Source organism: Glycomyces endophyticus (assembly GCF_039531525.1).
Lineage (GTDB): Bacteria > Actinomycetota > Actinomycetes > Mycobacteriales > Micromonosporaceae > Glycomyces > Glycomyces endophyticus.
The window spans coordinates 1-17915 of record NZ_BAAAQF010000007.1; the positions used below are offsets into that span (position 1 = coordinate 1).

Genomic DNA, 17915 nt, shown 5'->3' on the forward strand with positions numbered 1-17915 from the left:
CTCCGCCGCTCCGCCGCTCCGCCGCTCCGCCGCTCCGCCCTGATTCTCCCTACCATCCCGCAGTCGATTGGGGAGGGTTGGGAGGGACTCATGTCCGAAGAGCACACACCACCCGTTATAGACCGAACACCCCTGTATCAGGGAATTGCCAGGTTCGGCTCAGGCCCTGCCCAGTCTGATGGTCCACGGTGAAGCCCTCGGGGAATGAGGGGTTCCCGAGGGGTTATGGACCCGGTGGGGCTTTCGGACTCAATCCTCCACTGACGATCGCCGCCGGCCCCGCCGGGTGCCTCCAGCTCAGATCCGAACCCCGATCACATTGCCCCACAAGGCCACTCCTGTCACACCCATAGGTCAGGGTTGTTGTCCGGGGGCCCATCACTCAGAACATTTCGGGAATATCACGAAATGATCACCCGCTCAGCGGTACCGCTCCGGATTCGGCAGCAGCTCGTTCATCGCCCCCGACCGGAACCCCTGCGCGTCGAGCCGCACCTCCGCGAAGCCCGTCACGGCCTCCAGCAGCGAGGGCCGCTCCGCGACCGCGGGCACCAGCTCGGCGTCGATCTCCACCCGTGCGGTGCCGCCGCCCATGTCGCGCACCCGCAGGTTCCGCACGGGGATCGCAGCCTCCCCGAACGCGTCTCGCAGCGCCTGCTCGGCCTCGGCAACCCGCCGCAGCCCGTCGGCGGTGACCTCGACGCCGTACGCGATGCGGCTGGCGAGGCAGGCGGCCGCGGGCTTGTCCCACGTCGACAGGCCCCAGGCCTGCGAGGCGGCGCGGATCTCGGCCTTGGTGAGCCCGGCGTCGGCGAGCGGCGTGATCGCCCCCGCCCCGGCGGCCGCGCGGATGCCCGGCCGGAACCCGGCGGCGAGGTCGTCGGCGTTGGTGCCGGTCGCGACCGCGGCGACGCCGCGCGCCTCGGCGAGCGGGCCGACGACGCTCATCAGCTCGGTCTTGCAGAAGAAGCAGCGGTCGCCGGCGTTCGCGCGGTACCCCTCCCGCGACAGCTCGTCGGTCACCGGCGCGTGGTGCACCACTCCGAGGCCCTCGGCGAACTCCCGCGCGCGGTCGAGCTCGGACAGCGGCAGCGACGGCGAGACGGCGGTCGCGGCCTCCACCCGCTCGGGCCCGAGGGCCCGGACGGCCGCCGCGAGCAGGAACGCCGAGTCGGCGCCGCCCGAGAACGCCACCATGAGCGACGGCAGCGAGGCGAGCCGTTCCAGCAGTGCGTCGACGCCGCCGCCGGACGCGGGAAGGGCCGCTTGAGAAGTCGCCTGGAAGGTCACCGCACGAGCCTATCCCGCCGTGCGCGCCCCACCCTTTTTCACGGACATAACGGAAATGTCCCTACCGATGGGGCGCGAAGCGCCGCCCCGGATGCACGTCGGGACGGGCTACTCGAGGTCGGTCGCCACGGCGCGCAGGAGTTCGGCGATCTTGGCGCCGGTCTTGCGGTCGGGGCGGCGTCCGCGGGAGAGCGGGGGCATGACCTGCTGTTCGAGGACGCCGATGAGGTCCTGGAGGAGGCTGTTGAGCTCCTCCGGCGAGCGCTTCGGCGTCTCGGGGGCCGCGGCCGGGCCGGCCTGCGGGGCGGCGAGCACGTGGAGGCCCATCGCCTGGACGCCGCGGCGCGTGTCGATGATGCTGTACTCGACCTTCGTCCCCTTGGCGAGTTCCTCCACGCCTTCGGGAAGCGCGTCGCGGTGCACGAAGACGTCCTTGCCGCCGTCGTCGCGGGAGACGAATCCGAATCCCTTCTCGGCGTCGAACCATTTCACTCGACCACTGGGCACCGCTGAACCTCGAACTTCTCTCTCATGCCGGCTACTGCTGAGTCCGTCAAGCCTAGCGTGGCATGAACCGGGCGGTCCGCAACGTCGGGGTGAGGGCGCCGCCACGCATCGCGACCGCCGCTCGGGCGCTAGGGGATCGCGATGCCGAGCTCGGGCACGAGCCCGAGTTCGGCGGCCCCGCCGAGGAGGCGCCGGACCGCGGCGCGGCCCTCGTCGCCGAGGTCGCGGGAGAACTCGTTGACGTACAGATCGATGTGCATGCGGCACACGTCTTCCGACATCTCCTGGGCGTGCTCGGCGATGTACGCGCGGCTCGCCTCCGGGTTCGCCCATGCGTAGTCGAGGGAGGCGCGGATGGCGTCGGTGATCGCGCCGGTGTCGAGATGCGACTTGGCGACGATCGCGCCGAGCGGGATCGGGGCGCCGGTGCTGCCCTCCCACCACTCGCCGAGGTCGACCATGCAGTCCAGGCCGTATTCGCCGTACGTGAACCGGGCCTCGTGGATGACGAGCCCGGCGTCGAAGCGGCCCTCGCGCACCGCGGGCATGATCTGGTCGAACGGCACGACCTCGACCGCGACGTCGGGGCTCCCGAGCTCCCGCAGCCACAGGTTGAACAGCAGGAACGCGGTGCTCCGGTCCGAGGGGACGGCGATCTTGCGGCCCCGGAGGCCCGCGAGCCCGCCCGGGCCGGTGAGCACCAGCGGCCCGCACCCGCGCCCGAGCGCACCGCCGGCCGGCAGGAGCCGCCATTCGGGGCCGAGGTGCGGCAGGGCCGCGTACGAGACCTTCGCGACGTCGAACTCGCCTCGCGCGCAGGCGGAGTTGGTGACGTCGATGTCGGCGAACGTCAGCCGCGTGACCGGGGCGCCGTCGATGAGGCCCGAGGTCCACGCGTGGTAGATGAAGGTGTCGTTCGGGCACGGCGAGTGCGCCAGGTGCAGCGCGCCGCGCCCAGGGGCGCCGTCGGCCGCGGCGTCTGTCGCGCCGTCGAGCGGGATTCCCAGTGCGACCATGCCTACAGCTCCCTGATGGCGGTGGTGAGCGACTTCAGGGCCGAGCCCCAGTCCCAGCCCTCGACGTTGCGGTCGCCGACGAAGTTGGAGACGGTGCGGATCTCGGCGAACGGCAGGCCGGCCTGCTGCGCGGCCGTGGCGACGCCGAAGCCCTCCATGGCCTCGCCGACCGCGTCCGGGTACCGGTGGGCGAGGTTCGCGGCCTGCCCGTCGGAGCCGGTGATCGAGGCGAGGGTGAGGATCTCGCCGCGCACGCCCTCGACCGCGACGGTGAGCACGGTGTTGCACCCGATCCGGTTGGTGCCGAATCCGATCTCGTCGATCGGCTGGAACCGCCAGGGGAGGGCCACGCCGAGCTCGGCGTGGACGGAGTCGGTGGCGATGAGCACGTCGCCGATCTTCGCCCGCCCGATGAACGCCCCGCAGATGCCGGCGTTGACGACGACGTCGTACGCGCGGCCCATGTGGCTGTTGTCGGCGATGGTCCGCGCGGTGGCGGCAGCGGCGGCGGCCGGGCCGACGCCGCAGACGAGGATGTCCAGCTCATGGCGGAGCGAGCGCCCGGCCTCGACGGCCTGGGCCTCCTCGGCGACCGCGCACACGACGAGTATTCGCATGGAGCAAACGGTACCGGCCCGCACCGGCCCGCGGCCGCCGCAGTGAACGTGGCGCCGGACGCAGCGGGCCCCCGCACCGCGCCCCCGTGATCGGCGTGGCCGGTCCCTGCGTGTCGGTGGACCAGTCGGAGGACTCGGAGACATCGAGGTTGTGCCGGCCGGTCCCCGCGCGTCGGCGGACCGCCCCGGTCGGCGGGCAGCACGCCGTTGACCTCTGGGTAAGGGCCCCCGGTCTCAACGGTGCCCGAGGGGTCCGACACTTCCAGGCCTGCACGGCCGGGGGTGTGGCGCATCCCCCTCTCGCCCGGCCGCACCGACCGCCGGGGTCCGGCGCGAGCTGACCTATGCTTGAAAGCGTGCCTGACAGCTCCACCGCCGCCGCAAAAACCGCCCGGACCCGCAAACCGCGTCTGGACCGGGCCCTCGCCGATGCCGTCGACCAGGCCCGCGAGGCCGCCGAGGAAGCCGGTGACGGGATCGGCGAGCACCTGAGCGTCGAAGCCGAGTCCGAGCGGGTCGTCACCCACTACTTCGAGTGCACCCTCCCGGGCTACCGCGGCTGGCGCTGGGCCGTCGTGCTTACCCGCGTCCCCCGCGCCCGCGCCGCGACCGTCTCCGAGACCGCGCTGCTGCCCGGCCCCGACGCGCTCCGCTCCCCCGCGTGGGTCCCGTGGGCCGACCGCCTCCAGGGCGGCGAGGTCGGCACCGGCGAGATCCTCCCCACCGAGGACGACGACGACCGCCTCATGCCCGCCTACCAGCTGTCGGACGACGACGCCGTCGAGGACATCGCCACCGAGCTGGGCCTGGGCCGCGAGCGCGTCATGAACCGCGAGGGCCGCGCCGAGGCCGCGCAGCGCTGGTACGACGGCGACCGCGGGCCCACCGCCCCGATCGCCGAGGCCGCGCCCGCGCCCGCCCGCTGCGGCACCTGCGGGTTCTTCCTGCCGCTGGCCGGCTCGATGCGCCTCGCCTTCGGCGCCTGCGCGAACCTGTACTCCTCCGAGGACGCCCGCGTCGTCTCCGCCGACCACGGCTGCGGCGCGCACTCCCAGATCAGCGAGTTCGTGGACACGACGCCGCAGGGCGTCGAGAAGTCCGAGATCGTCTACGACGACGAGGGCTCCGAGATCCTGTAGTCCCCCGATCAGGGGACACCGGGGCCGTGAGCCCGGGAAAATGTCGCACCCCTCGGGCACGGTTGAAACCGGGGGCCCTTACCCAGAGGTCATCGGCGTGCTGCCCTCCATCGGGCGGTGCCGCATGCCGAACCGCTCCTCGGCGCAGTCGCACGCCGCTCGCCCGGTCCCGTTCCGCCACCCACCGCGGGGGCGTGTCTCCGCCTACGCGTCGCCGCGGGGCGCCTTCCCGAAGTGCCGCTTGTCGGCGACCGCCATCGCGGCGGTGCCGAGGAGGCCCACGATGACGCCGGTGAGCGCGCACGCGCCCCACCACTCGCGGCCCGAGGCCGCGAGGTCGTCGCGGAAGAACTGGGTGAGCACCAGGGCGACCGTCCACACCAGAGTCCCGGCGGCGGCGATCGGCGTCATCCGCAGCCGCACCGCGTCGGCGGCCGGCAGCTCGGGGGTCTTCTTCACCCGGTGGTAGGCGGCGCGAGGGTTCGCCGACGAGCCGGACGCGGCCGGGGGCTGGGAACTTCCGTCGGTGGACACGCTGCCAATGTACGCTGCGACAGTCCCCGCGACAATCGGTCACGCCGACGCGAGTCGGCATCGTGTTGCCGCAGACGGGACGCCGCAGGGGGCCCGTCCGCCGCGATCGCTTATAGGCACCCCGCCGGTTGTGGTCCGCCGGTAGGGTTGGGCGTACGCTCGGACGAGCGGGACGCGGCGCTGACGACGACACGAGGGGTGGGAAGGCATGAGGCCGGTACGGTTCGTAGCCCTCTCTGAGGACGGTCATGCGCTCGTGCTCGCCGACGAACTCGGCCGCCTGCTGGCCCTCCCGCTCGATGAGCGGGTCGCCGCCGTGGTCGACGTCCCCGAAGCGGGGAACGCCTTGCGCGCCAGGACGGAAGCCCCGCCCGCGAAGCCCGCGGCCGCGAACCGGCCCGTCCCGCAGCGCCCCGCCGCCGTCAGCCTCTCCCCGCGCGACATCCAGACCCGCATCCGCGCCGGCGAGAGCGCCGAGGACATCGCCGCCTCCGCGCAGGTCGCCGTCGACCGGGTGCTCCGGTACGCCGGTCCGGTCCTCCAGGAGCGCGCCATGCTCGCCCAGGCCGCCCGCCGCTCGCGGCTGGCGACCTCCGAGCGCGGCGAGCGCATGTCCAATGTGGTCGATGTGAAGCTGGGCACGCACGGGGTCGACCCCGAGGCCGTCTCGTGGGACGCCTGGCGCACCGAGGACGGCTCCTGGCTCGTCCAGGCGTCGTGGTCCTCCGGGAAGACGACCGCCCGCGCGCGCTGGAAGCTCGACCGCGCCCGCCAGACCGTGACGCCCGACGACGAGATGGCGCAGTTCCTCTCGACGCCGCTGCCGCAGCAGGTCTCCGGGCCGAAGGACGCCCCGAGCGACCTGGGCGTCCGCCCCGGCGACCCGGTGCGGCCCTCGCGCGACCCGATGCACGGGCTGCGCGAGCTCGACGACGACTCGCGTCCCGACCCGCTGCGCCGCGACCGGCTCCGCGAGGTCCTGGAGCGCCCGCTCGACGACATGCAGGGGCGCGGGAAGCGCACCTCGCAGCTCGGCCTGCCGGGCACGACCGCGCCGGAGCAGCGGGAGACCCCCGAGGTCCCCTCGCTCGCGGTGCTGCGCCCGAACAAGCGCACCGTGGCCGACGACGACCTGAACGCGCTGCCGCTGGCCGCCGCCGGGTCGAAGCCGCGCAACCAGCTCCCGGGCTGGGACGACGTGCTCTTCGGAAGCGCCGGCAAGGACTAGTCCGGCCGCGGAGCACCGATCGGCCGTATCCGGAATTCCGGATATGTGCCGCGTGAACGCCCCACTCCTGACCGTATCCGGCGGGTGCGACGGTGTTCGTCGCCGGTTTCGCAATCACTGCCTTCGCCGCGGGGCGGGCCTTCGGGTCCGCCCCGTTCTAGCGTTGAGGCGGGTCCCGGGCCGGGTGGTGGGGCAGCGGGTCGCCGGTCCGGCGAAGCGCGGGCGCCGGGGCCGAGCGGCGGGGAGACTCCGGTCTGGTGGCCAGGGGCGGTCCCGGGATTCGGGAGGGTTCGGGGGCGTCGGCGGGACGGGGAGAGAAGTCGGTCTCAGTTACTGGCTTGCCGACCGGTAAGTAAATATCATTGAATGCGATGTCTCCGGTCCTCCTCGGCCAGCTGCGCCACACGTTCAGAGCCCTCGCCTACCCCGCCTTCCGGGTGTACGCCTCCGGGCAGCTCGTCGGCACCCTCGCGTTCTGGCTCCAGACCACCGCCGTCTCCTGGCTCGTGCTCGAGCTCTCCGGCAACTCCGGGACCGCCCTCGGCTGGACCCTCGCGCTCCAGTTCGGCCCCTACCTCCTCTTCGGACTCCACGGCGGCAAGATCGCCGACAGCTTCGACAAGCGCCGCGTCCTGCTCCTGTGCTCCATCGGCTCCGCGGCGGTCACCGCCTGCCTCGGCGCCGTCGTGCTCACCGGCCACATCGAACTGTGGATGGTCTACGTCGGCATGGCCGCGTTCGGCTCCGTCTCCGTCGTCGAAGGCCCCGCCCGCCAGGCGTTCTACTCCGAGATCGTCGACCTCGAGGCGCTCCCCAACGCCGTCGGCCTCGGCAGCGCCATCTTCAACACCAGCCGCATCGCCGGCCCCGCCCTCGCCGGGGTCCTCATCGCCGTGACCTCCACCGGCACCGTCATCATCACGTGCGCGGCGCTCGCCCTCGGCCCGGCCGTCGCCTGCGCCGTCCTGCTGCGCCGCAGCCTCTCCAACCCGGTGCGCCGCCGCGAGGACGCCGGCGGCATCCGCGAGGCCCTGCGCTACGCCGCCGCGCGCCCCGACATCATCGCCGTCCTCGTCGTCTCGCTCCTGGTCTCGGGCTTCACGTTCAACTTCGCGCTGACGCTCTCCATGCTCGCCCGCACCGAGTTCGAGACCGGCGCCGACTCCTACGGCCTGCTCCTGACCGCGCTCGCGGTCGGCGCGCTCGCCGGGTCCCTCGCCTCCGGCCGCCGCTCCGGGCGGCCCACCCTGAACACGATGCTGCTGTCGTCGGCCCTGCTCGGCGTCGGCACCATGCTCGTCGGGTTCGCCCCGACCCTGTGGGGCGCGATGCTGCTGCTCGCCCCGACCGGCTTCGCGATGGTCTACTACGCCCAGGCCGCCAACCAGCGCGTCCAGATGGGCGTGCGCGCCGACTACCGCGGCCGCGTGCTGAGCCTGTACATGCTCGTCTTCCTCGGCTCCACCGCCGTGTTCGCGCCCCTCGTCGGGTGGGTCATGGAGGCCTTCGGGGCCCGCACCGGCCTGTGGCTCGGCGGCGTCGTCGCGATGGCGACCCCCGCGGTCGTCGCGCTCGCGAAGCGGTCGCAGCTGCGCCGCCGCGCGACCGCGCTCACCGGCAAGGCGATGCCGTAGCGCCCGTCCCGGTTGCGGGCGTGCCCTACGCTGTGCGGACTCCACAAAGGCGCCTCGGGCGCGTATCCGTTAATCCCAAAGGGTGAACCGCGCGAGATCGCGGTCTCCCTTGTGCTGCCCGACTTCTCCGCAATCGCCCCGAACCTCCTGCGGCGCTGGCGTCCCAGGAGTGCACAGGGGCGTTACTTCCCTGAAATTACTGTCCCGTCCAATGGGATTTCACTGAATGAACGTCGGGGGATGCTGCGAGGATAGGCACATCGTGACAGCCCTCGACCACGTCGCGTCGACACACCTTTCGGCGCAGGCGCGGGTCACCGATCCCGAGTAGAGCCCCTGGAGGGAATCCAGTGAGTGCCTCCGCCACCGCGACCGCACCGGTCGCACCCCAGGTACGGACCGAGCGGCTCTTCGCCGCGCTCCCGCTTCCCGACAACGCCGTCGCCGATCTCGCCGAAGTCGTCTCCGACCTCAACATCGCGCGGCGCGGCGCCCCCAGCCGCCCCGGCGCCGTCGGCCGCAGGCCCGCCGCGGGCCGCCTCGTCCGCTCGGAGAACTGGCACCTCACGCTCGCCTTCCTCGGCGACGTCCCCGAATCGCGCTGCGCCGAGACCGCCGAGGTCATCGCCGCCGCCGCCCGCGAGGCCGCACCGATGCGGCTGTGCGTCTCGGGCGGCGGGCGCTTCGGGCGCGGCCGCTACTCGGTGGTCTACGCCGGCCTCGACGGCGACGTCGCGGCCCTCGTCGACCTCGTCCACCGCATCCGCGCCGGACTCGTCGCCGGAAACCTCCCGGTCGACCAGAAGCAGTACCGCCCGCACGTGACGCTCGCCCGCCCCGGCGACCGCGTCACCAACCAGCAGGCCGCGCAGGACCTCCTCACCCTGCGCCGGTACTACGGCCCGAGCTGGACCGCGGGCGAGCTCGTCCTCTACCGCTCCGACTTCGGGAAGGGCCCCGCCGGGGTCCAGCCCAAGTACACCGCCGTCGCCTCCGCGCCGCTCGGAGGCTGACCCCGACCTGCGGCAGTCCGCGGCCCCTCCCACTGGCCCGGGCTGCCGCACCCCCGCATCCGAAGCGTGCTCGCATCCGCCGTGCCCCCGCGTCGCCTTCGGATCGCGGCACCTCTGAAGTGCCCTCGCATCGCGTTCCAACCCCGGCACCTCCGAAACGTCCTCGCGCCGTGTTCCAATCCCGGCACCTCCGAAGCACCCTCGCGCCTTGTTCGAACCCCGGTCCGGCCGGGACCGTCGGACCCCCGTGCCAGGGTGGACACCGGGGGCCCATCGCTTCGATCGCCATAGCGGCTGCCCGCAAGAAACCCGCTCGCGATCTGCGCGAAAGCCCGGATCGCACGGCCGGTGACCGGTAGAAAGAGGGCATGTCCCACAACGCCTCCGGCGCCGGCCGCCTCCGCACCGACGCGGACGGCCCGCGCGCGACCAGGCCCGGGCGCCCGCTCGCCCGCGTCTTCCTCCGCGCCGCCGGGATCACCGCCCTCGCCTGCTGGGCCGTCCTCATCGTCTGGGCGTCGTTCGGGACCGGCGCGGGCACCGGGTCCTCCGGGGTCTACATGATCATCGGCACCGTCGCGTCCGTGCTCATCGCCGCCGCCGTCATCGCCACCGCCGCCGCCCACACCGGACTGCGCATCATCATCGCCGCACTGGCCACCGCCGTGTTCGCCGCGGCCGCCGGGTGGGCCGTCTACTCGTCCATGCCCGAGGCCGGGCCGGGCCAGTTCATCACCCACCGCGCGGGCGTCGCCGCCCTCGCGTACGGCTTCGGTGTCCTCGGCGGCGGGCTCCTCGCCCTCTCCGAGTTCGTCGTCGAAGGCTACGCGGGCGGGCGCGCCCGCCCGCCGAAGTCCATGCGCCGCAAGGTCGGCGTGTTCGCCGTCGCCGTCGTCGTGCTCCTCGCCGCCGCCCTCGCCCCCGCCATGCAGCGGTGGGCCGAACTCGCCAACCAGGACGTGCGCGTCGGCGACGCGGCCGCCGCCGAGACCGGCCTCGACGGCCTCGCCGCGCTCGCGGGCGTCGAGCGCTTCACCGACACCCCGTACGGGCTCCTGCGCACCGACCACCCCGGCGACGCCACGCCGCAGGCCGTCACCATGCTCGACCCCGCCTCCGGCGCCGCCGTCTGGTACCACCGCCGCTGGAACTGGCTCGCCTCCCAGTCGCCCGTCCTCTCCCACGCCCAGGACCTCGTCGCCCTCACCGGCCCCCGCGCCGACGACCGCGACGACTTCCAGACCCGCGTCCTGCGCGCCCGCGACGGCGAGGAGGTCGCCACCGCCGGGTTCGACGGCTCGCCCGGGACGCTCCTCGCGCTCGCCGACGACCGGCTCCTCTTCGCCGAGGACGGCAGCGAGGTCTTCCACGTCTACGACTTCGGCGGCGGCCTGCTGTGGGACGCCGAGATGCCGCCCGGCTGCGAGGGCACCGCCGCGCAGGTCGCCGGCGACCGCGTCGTCCTCCTCGCCGACTGCGTCCCCGCCCCCGACCGGTCCGTCGCCCGCGACTACGTGCTCGCCTTCGACCTCGACGACGGCGCCGCCGCCTGGGAGCAGGAGGTCGACACCGCCGCCAGGGTCGTCCCCGACTCGTTCCTCGTCTCCGGCGACACCGTCCTCATCGACAGCCGCGTCGAGCACCGCGTCACCGACGGGCCCTTCTCCGCCCGCCGCTTCGAGCACCGGCTCATCGCCTACGGCGTCGAGGACGGCGCCGAGCGCTGGCACGTCAAGGACCAGTCGTTCGGGTCCACGAACTCCTCCGCGTGCGGGGGGACGCTGCACCTGTCGCAGCCCACGAGCGCGCCCGCGGCCGGCATCGCCGCCGGAGGCGACGCCCGCGCCGACGTGCCCGTCGCCGCGCGCCGCACCGTCCAGATCATCGAGTGCTACACCGCGAGGGACCGCGAGGGCTCCTGGCTCGGCGTCATGTCCTACGACGCCGACTCCGGCGAGCGCCTCTACAAGGGCCAGGTGCGCCTGGGGTACACGCCGCTCGACCCCGAGGTCGCGCGCGGCTGGGGCACGGTCCTGCCCGACAACCGGGCGCTCCTCGCCGCCGACCTGTCGCTCGACCCGACGCTCCCCGAGTGCCGCCTGTACCAGGTCGCCGGCGGCGAGGTGAAGGAGATCGCGCTCCCGGGCGCGGTCGCCGAGGAGGGCGAGACCGCCGACGTCCCCGCGAACTGGTGCCACGACGCGCAGCTCAGCGCCGTCGGCACCGGCGGCGCCGTCAGCTACGTGAACGCCGAGGGCGCCCGCGGCATCGCCGTGGTCTCCTGACTCCCGCGAGTCCTGATCCCCAACGGTGCGTGACCGGCCGGTGAACGCACCGCGAACACCGGCAACGATCAAACAGTGTGATCGATTCCCGCTGATCCGCGCATGAGTGATGCGCGAAACTGCGGTAGTGTTTCTCGCATGTGTGGAATCGTTGGATACGTCGGCCGCCGCAGCGCCGTCGACGTCGTGCTCGACGGCCTGCGCCGTCTCGAATACCGCGGCTACGACTCCGCGGGCATCGCGCTGGTCTCGGCCGACGGCCGCATCGAGGTCGACAAGCGCGCCGGCAAGCTCGCGAACCTCGAGGCGGCCCTCGCCGAGCACCCGCTCCCCGAGTCCACCTGCGGCATCGGGCACACCCGCTGGGCGACGCACGGCGTCCCCTCCGACCGCAACGCGCACCCCCACCGCTCCGCCGACGGCCGGATCTCCCTCATCCACAACGGCATCATCGAGAACTTCGGGCAGCTCCGCGCCGAGCTCGAGGCCGACGGCATCGAGTTCCTCTCCGACACCGACACCGAGGTCGCCGCCCACCTCCTCGGCCGCGAGTACGGCGTCGACGGCGACCTCACCGCCGCCATGACCCGCGTCTGCCGGCGCCTCGAAGGCGCGTTCACGCTGCTCGCGGTCGCCGCCGACGACCCCGACACGGTCGTGGGCGCGCGCCGCAACTCCCCGCTCGTGGTCGGGCTCGGCGAGGACGAGTACTTCCTCGGCTCCGACGTGGCGGCGTTCATCGCCTACACGACCGAGGCGATCGAGCTGGGCCAGGACCAGATCGTGACGATCAACCGCGACGGCGTCGCCGTCAGCGGCTTCGACGGGGCGCCCTCCGAGGGCACGCCGTTCAGCGTCGACTGGGACATCGCGGCCGCCGAGAAGGGCGGCTTCGACACGTTCATGGCCAAGGAGATCCACGAGCAGCCGCAGGCCGTCGCCGACACCCTGCGCGGGCGCATCGACGAGTCCGGGCAGATCGTCCTCGACGAGGTCCGCATGTCCGACCAGGACTTCCGCGACATCGACAAGGTCTTCATCGTCGCGTGCGGCACCTCGTACCACGCCGGGCTCGTCACCAAGTACGCGATCGAGCACTGGACGCGCATCCCGTGCGAGGTCGAGCTCGCGAGCGAGTTCCGCTACCGCGACCCGGTCCTCGACCGCTCCACGCTGGTCGTGGCGATCTCGCAGTCCGGCGAGACCATGGACACGCTCATGGCGGTGCGGCACGCGAAGGACCAGAAGGCCCGCGTCCTGTCGATCTCCAACACCGTCGGGTCGACGATCCCGCGCGAGTCCGACGCGGTCCTGTACACGCGCGCCGGCATCGAGGTCGCGGTGGCCTCGACGAAGGCGTTCCTGACGCAGCTCGCGGCCTGCTACCTGGTGGGCCTGCACCTCGCGCAGGTGCGCGGCATCAAGTACGCCGACGAGGTGTCGGCCGTGCTCGACGAGCTCGTGGCCGCGCCGGGGAAGATCGCGAAGGTCATCGAGAACCTCGACCCGGTCCGCGAGATGGCCCGCGAGTGCGCCGCCGCCGGCGAGCGGGTCCTGTTCATCGGCCGCCACGTCGGCTACCCGGTGGCCCTCGAAGGCGCGCTCAAGCTCAAGGAGCTCGCGTACCTGCACGCGGAGGGCTTCGCGGCCGGAGAGCTCAAGCACGGCCCGATCTCGCTGATCGAGGCCGGCACGCCGGTGATCGCGATCGTGCCGAGCCCGCGCGGCCGGTCGCTCCTGCACGACAAGATCATCTCCAACATCCAGGAGGTGAAGGCGCGCGGCGCGAAGGTGATCGCGGTGTGCGAGGAGGGCGACAAGATCACGGCCGCGCACGCCGACCTCGTGATCGAGACGCCCGCGTCGCCGACGCTGCTGGCGCCGCTGCTGACCGCCGTCCCGCTGCAGGAGTTCGCCGCCGAGCTGGCGACGGCCCTCGGCCGCGACATCGACCAGCCGCGGAACCTCGCGAAGTCCGTCACCGTCGAGTAGCGGGCGCAGTCCGGACACCAACGGCGGCAGGAGGTATACGCCCCTGCCGCCGTTTCGGTTGCCCGCCGGGTGCGGCGATAATGGACACTTCTGTGCGAACACCGCAAGGCGTGCGAACCGTTTAAGCTCGCGGGTGTGAAAAAACGTACCCTCATATCGGGCGCGGCGGCGGTCACAGCCGCAGGCGCCATGGTCATCGCGGCGACCACCGTCGCCCAGGCCCAGCCGACCGGCAATGAAGCACTCGCCGCCGCCATCGACGCGATCCTCCAGGACCCCAAGGTCACCGACTCCCAGGCGAGCATCGTCGTCAAGGACGCGGCCACCGGCGAGGTCGTCTACGACCACCACGCCAACCAGCGGGCCATCCCCGCCTCCACGAACAAGCTCTCCACCGTCGCCGGGGCGCTCGAGGTCCTCGGCGAGGACTACACCTTCACCACCGACGTCCTCGGCGACCGCCCCGTGGACGGCGTCGTCGACGGCGACCTGTACCTGCGCGGCACGGGCGACCCCTCGCTCCTCCAGGCCGACTTCGCGGCCCTCGCCGCCGACCTCGCCGACCTCGGCGTCTCCACCGTGGCCGGCGACCTGGTCGCCGACGACACCGCCTTCGACGCGGTCCGCCACGGCGACGAGTGGGCCTGGGGCGACCTCCAGTACACCTCCGCGTCCGAGATCTCCGCGCTCACCATCGGCTCGGGCACCGACCACTTCCCCGGCACCGTCCGCGTGTTCGTCAAGCCCGGCACCGCCTCCGGCGCCCCCGCCGTCGTCACGACGGTCCCCGCGACCGACTACGTGACCGTCGTGAACACCGCCACGACCGGCACCGCCACCAACGTCGTCGTCAACCGCGACGAGCACGCCAACACCATCCGCGTCTCGGGCACCGTGGCCGCCGGGACCTCCGGCACCTTCGCCACCCGCTCCGTGATCGACCCGACCGGGCTCGTCGCCGACGTCTTCGCCGACGCGCTCGCCGCCGAGGGCATCACCCTCGACGGCGACGTGCGCCTCCACGAAGAGGCGCCCCAGGGCGGCGAGGTCCTCGCCTGGCACGACTCCGAGCCCCTCGCGGACCTCACCGTCGACCTCATGAAGCCCTCGAACAACCTGTACGCCGAGGCGTTCTTCAAGGCCGTCGGGCTCGCGCAGACCGGCCTGGGCACCTTCGCGTCCGGCAAGGCCGGCGTGTACGGCGCGATCGACGACTACGGCGTGAACACCGGCCCGATCCGCCAGGTCGACGGCTCCGGCATGTCCCGCTGGGACCAGCTGACCCCGGACATGCTCACCGACCTGCTCATCGGCGCCCAGGACGCGTCCTGGTTCGACACCTTCCAGGGCTCGCTCCCGGTCGCGTGCGTCGACGGCACCCTCGCGAGCCGCATGTGCGGGACCGAGGCCGCCGGGAACGTCCGGGCCAAGACCGGGTCGATGACCTCCGTCTCGGCGCTCGCCGGGTACGCCACCGACGCCGACGGCCGCGAACTCGTGTTCGCGATCATGTTCAACGACTTCCTGACCAGCAACATCAAGGGACTGGAAGACCAGATCGCGGTCGCCATCGCCTCCCACGGCGCCGACGCGACCGAGTCCGAGATCGCGGCCTTCGCGGCCGAGGCCGAGGAGATCGCCGAGCCCGCCGCGGAACTCCCCGCGGACTGGGAGTGCTCCTGGTACGAGCCCAGCACCTGCTGACCGCCTTGAGCGCCAAGTGAACCGGGGCCCGGCCGCGAACGCGGCCGGGCCCCGCCCGCCGCCGCGTGCCGCGACCGGACGGCTGACACCGAACGGCCCCACCCGATCACGCACCGTCCACATCCGCTCCTGACCGGCCGGCGGGCAGAACCGCACGCTCGCGGATGAACCCGCCCGAACGGGGGCGGGACGCCCGATCCCGTGGCACTCTTGACGGGTGATCGTCGCCGTGGGCATAGACGTCGTGGCGGTGGACCGGTTCGAGCGCGTGCTCGAGCGGACCCCCCACGTCGCCGACAAGCTCTTCACCGAGGCCGAGCGAAGCGCCCCCGACGGGCGCCGACGCCGCACCGAGTCCCTCGCCGCGCGCTTCGCCGCCAAGGAGGCCGTGGCCAAAGCCCTCGGCGCCCCCGGCGGGATGCGCTGGGCCGACTGCCAAGTGCTCTCCGAACCGGACGGGCGACCGTCCCTGGAGATCACCGGATCGGTCGCGGCCGTCGCCGCCCAGCGTGGCGTCTCGCGCTGGCACGTCTCGCTGTCGCATGATGGCGGTATAGCGACAGCGGTGGTGATCGCGGAGACGGCCTGAGGCCGACGAGGTTCCGGAGAGGGACAGCCATGGACGGTGCATGGTCAGCAGCGGCGGTCCGCCGCGCGGAAGCCCAGCTGATGGCGAAGCTCCCGCCCGGGACCCTCATGCAGCGCGCGGCGGCCGGGCTCGCCGCCGAGTGCGCGGCGATCCTCCGGGAGCGGCGCGCCACCCGGACCGGCCGGGCGGGCGTGTACGGGTCCACCGTGACCGTCCTCGCCGGACCCGGCGACAACGGCGGTGACGCGCTCTTCGCCGCCGCCCGCCTCGCCCGGCGCGGCGCCCGCGTCTTCGCCGTCCCCGTCATGGGCGACCGGGTCCACCCCGTCGCCGCCGCGGCCCTCACCCGCGCGGGCGGGCGCCTCGTCGCCCAGCCCCCGCACCGCTGCGACCTGCTCCTCGACGGCGTCCTCGGCATCGGCGGCCGCCCCGGGCTCCCCGGGCGCGCCATCGACCAGCTCCACCGGATCGACGCCGGCACCGTCGTGGCCGTCGACGTCCCGTCCGGCGTCGACGTCGACACCGGGGCCGTCCCCGCGAGCGCCGTCACCGCCGACGTCACCGTCGCGTTCGGCTCCTACAAGCCCTGCCACGTGCTCGGGCGCGCCGCGCTCCGCACCGGCCGGCTCGTCCTCGTCGACATCGGCCTCGGCCCCCACCTCGACCCGCACCCGGCGGTGCGCGTCGCCTCCGAGTCGGACCTCGCCCACTGGTGGCACCGGCCCGGACCCGACGACGACAAGTACACGCGCGGCGTCGTCGGCGTCGCCGCCGGCTCCGAGCGGTACCCCGGCGCGGCCGTCCTCGCCACCGGCGGGGCCCTCGCCGGGCCCGCCGGGTACGTCCGGTACGCGGGCGCCGCGGGCGACTACGTGCGCCGCAGCCACCCCGAGGTGGTGTGCACGCCCACCGTCAAGGAGGCGGGCCGGGTGCAGGCGTGGCTGGCCGGGCCCGGGTTCGGGACCGACGAGGCCGCCCTCGGCGAGCTGCGGTCGGTGCTCGTCTCCCCCGCGCCGGTCGTCCTCGACGCCGACGCCCTGACCCTGATCGGCGAGTACCCGTCGGTGCTCACCCAGCGCGACGCGCCCGTGGTCCTCACCCCGCACGACCGCGAGTACGAGCGGCTCTACGGCTCGCCGCCGAGCGAGGACCGCGGCGCGGCCGCGGCCGCACTCGCCAAGCGCCTCAACTGCACCGTCCTCCTCAAGGGCCACCACACGGTCGTCGCCGCCAGCGACGGCACGGTCTGGGCCAACCCGACCGGGCGCCCGCAGCTGGCGACCGCCGGCTCCGGGGACGTGCTCGCCGGGTTCATGGCCTCGCTCCTGGCGTCCGGCATGGACGGGGTGCGGGCGGCCGTCGCCGCCGCGTTCCTCCACGGCCGGGCCGGGGGCGTCGCCGCGAGGGAGCACCGCACGGTCACCGCCTCCGACCTCGCCCGGGCCCTGCCCGCCGCGGTCGGCGAGGTGCTGGGCGCCGCCCGCACGTAGGGCGGGGCGATGCGGTTCGTAAGCGCCGCCGGCGGTGTCGGACCCGCGAGGGAGGCTTGAGTATCGGGGGAGCTCGCGCCCCCGCCCATCGGCGTGCGCTCCGGCGCTACCAGTCCTCGCCCGCGCGCTTGATCCGCGACGGGGCCAGGCCGGTCTCGTCCAGCAGGTAGGTGCGCATGGCCTCCAGGCCCGGCGAGTACACGTGCAGGCTCACCGCCGGCGCGTCCGAGTCGTTGCGCATCGCGTGGACGGTGCGGTCGTCGACCGCCGAGACGTCCCCCGCCGCGAGCGGCTTGCGGCGCAGGCCCGGGAAGTCGCCGGGCGCGACGGTGAACTCGGTGAGGCTCCCGGAGACGACCGCGACGGCGGCCGCGGCCGGGCGGGCGACGCCGCCGTGGTCGTGGAGCTCGGTGCCCTGGCCGGGCAGCCAGGCGAGGAGCCACGCCTCGTGGCCGGGCCCGGCGAGGACCCGGCGGGCCCAGCGGCTGCCCCGGGTGAAGCGCGGGCGGAGCGTCAGGTTCGCGGCGTAGCAGCCGGCGAGGGCCTCCAGCCGGGGGCCGTCGAGGACGGCGGCGTCGAGCGGGACGGCGGGTGCGGCGGGGATCACGGCGGACGTGCGCATACGGGAGAACGACCTTCGGTGCGTCGGAACGGTTGTCGGTGTCTGGGCGCGCCGAGCCGCCCGCGGCGGGTCAGCGCTGGTGACAGCGGCGACAGGGACACGACAGGAAGGCCATGCCCGTCATCGTAGCAACTCCCAGGCAACTCACAGGAGCGACACACCAACGGTGGAAGCCTCACTACGCTGCGAATTTGTCACGACCGGGGGCTACCGGAGGGGAAACCGGCGCGCTAGGCTCATGTTCGGCTCCGCGGC

15 protein-coding genes are annotated in these 17915 nt (G+C 73.5%); 9 read left to right on the plus strand and 6 right to left on the minus strand.

Annotated elements, in window-relative coordinates:
• Positions 1-420: 420 nt before the first annotated feature.
• From larE to mqnB, 4 genes are all read right to left on the minus strand, one after another.
• Complete coding sequence (gene larE, locus ABD419_RS11425; protein ID WP_344486148.1) at positions 421-1290, minus strand: ATP-dependent sacrificial sulfur transferase LarE; 870 nt, start codon at positions 1288-1290, stop codon at positions 421-423.
• A 108-nt stretch (positions 1291-1398) separates the two neighbouring features.
• Positions 1399-1797, minus strand: coding sequence for a cold-shock protein (locus tag ABD419_RS11430; RefSeq protein ID WP_344486151.1), 399 nt, complete (start codon positions 1795-1797; stop codon positions 1399-1401).
• Positions 1798-1925: 128 nt separating this feature from the next.
• On the minus strand, positions 1926-2741 hold the full coding sequence (locus ABD419_RS11435; protein WP_344486621.1) for a 1,4-dihydroxy-6-naphtoate synthase: 816 nt from the start codon (positions 2739-2741) through the stop codon (positions 1926-1928).
• 74 nt (positions 2742-2815) lie between these two features.
• Entirely contained in the window at positions 2816-3430 is a 615-nt protein-coding gene (gene mqnB, locus ABD419_RS11440; protein ID WP_344486154.1) for a futalosine hydrolase, read from the minus strand.
• A gap of 356 nt (positions 3431-3786) precedes the next feature.
• Here mqnB and ABD419_RS11445 point away from each other — a divergent pair, with 356 nt between their 5' ends.
• Positions 3787-4569, plus strand: a complete 783-nt coding sequence (locus ABD419_RS11445) for a DUF3027 domain-containing protein (protein WP_344486157.1) — start codon at positions 3787-3789, stop codon at positions 4567-4569.
• A 204-nt stretch (positions 4570-4773) separates the two neighbouring features.
• On the opposite strand, the gene ABD419_RS11450 is transcribed toward ABD419_RS11445, so the two are convergent.
• A complete protein-coding gene (locus tag ABD419_RS11450; protein WP_344486160.1) occupies positions 4774-5103 on the minus strand; it encodes a DUF2530 domain-containing protein in 330 nt (109 codons plus the stop codon).
• A 208-nt stretch (positions 5104-5311) separates the two neighbouring features.
• Here ABD419_RS11450 and sepH point away from each other — a divergent pair, with 208 nt between their 5' ends.
• The 8 genes from sepH (at position 5312) to ABD419_RS11490 (ending at position 17038) form a co-directional block, all read left to right on the plus strand.
• On the plus strand, positions 5312-6331 hold the full coding sequence (gene sepH / locus ABD419_RS11455; protein WP_344486163.1) for a septation protein SepH: 1020 nt from the start codon (positions 5312-5314) through the stop codon (positions 6329-6331).
• A 371-nt stretch (positions 6332-6702) separates the two neighbouring features.
• Positions 6703-7965, plus strand: a complete 1263-nt coding sequence (locus ABD419_RS11460) for an MFS transporter (RefSeq protein WP_344486166.1) — start codon at positions 6703-6705, stop codon at positions 7963-7965.
• Between the two features lie 350 nt (positions 7966-8315).
• Positions 8316-8978 carry an RNA 2',3'-cyclic phosphodiesterase gene (thpR, locus tag ABD419_RS11465; protein WP_344486169.1) on the plus strand — a complete coding sequence of 221 codons (663 nt, stop codon included), beginning with the start codon at positions 8316-8318 and terminating at the stop codon, positions 8976-8978.
• 368 nt (positions 8979-9346) lie between these two features.
• Positions 9347-11263 (plus strand): outer membrane protein assembly factor BamB family protein, encoded by a 1917-nt coding sequence (locus ABD419_RS11470; protein ID WP_344486172.1) that lies wholly within the window; start codon positions 9347-9349, stop codon positions 11261-11263.
• A 138-nt stretch (positions 11264-11401) separates the two neighbouring features.
• Positions 11402-13255, plus strand: coding sequence for a glutamine--fructose-6-phosphate transaminase (isomerizing) (gene glmS / locus ABD419_RS11475; protein WP_344486175.1), 1854 nt, complete (start codon positions 11402-11404; stop codon positions 13253-13255).
• Between the two features lie 135 nt (positions 13256-13390).
• Complete coding sequence (dacB, locus tag ABD419_RS11480; RefSeq protein WP_344486178.1) at positions 13391-14959, plus strand: D-alanyl-D-alanine carboxypeptidase/D-alanyl-D-alanine endopeptidase; 1569 nt, start codon at positions 13391-13393, stop codon at positions 14957-14959.
• A 217-nt stretch (positions 14960-15176) separates the two neighbouring features.
• Positions 15177-15548 (plus strand): holo-ACP synthase, encoded by a 372-nt coding sequence (locus ABD419_RS11485; RefSeq protein WP_344486181.1) that lies wholly within the window; start codon positions 15177-15179, stop codon positions 15546-15548.
• Between the two features lie 29 nt (positions 15549-15577).
• Positions 15578-17038 carry an NAD(P)H-hydrate dehydratase gene (locus ABD419_RS11490; protein WP_344486183.1) on the plus strand — a complete coding sequence of 487 codons (1461 nt, stop codon included), beginning with the start codon at positions 15578-15580 and terminating at the stop codon, positions 17036-17038.
• A gap of 106 nt (positions 17039-17144) precedes the next feature.
• On the opposite strand, the gene ABD419_RS11495 is transcribed toward ABD419_RS11490, so the two are convergent.
• A complete protein-coding gene (locus tag ABD419_RS11495) occupies positions 17145-17660 on the minus strand; it encodes a cysteine dioxygenase (protein WP_344486186.1) in 516 nt (171 codons plus the stop codon).
• Positions 17661-17915: the final 255 nt, after the last annotated feature.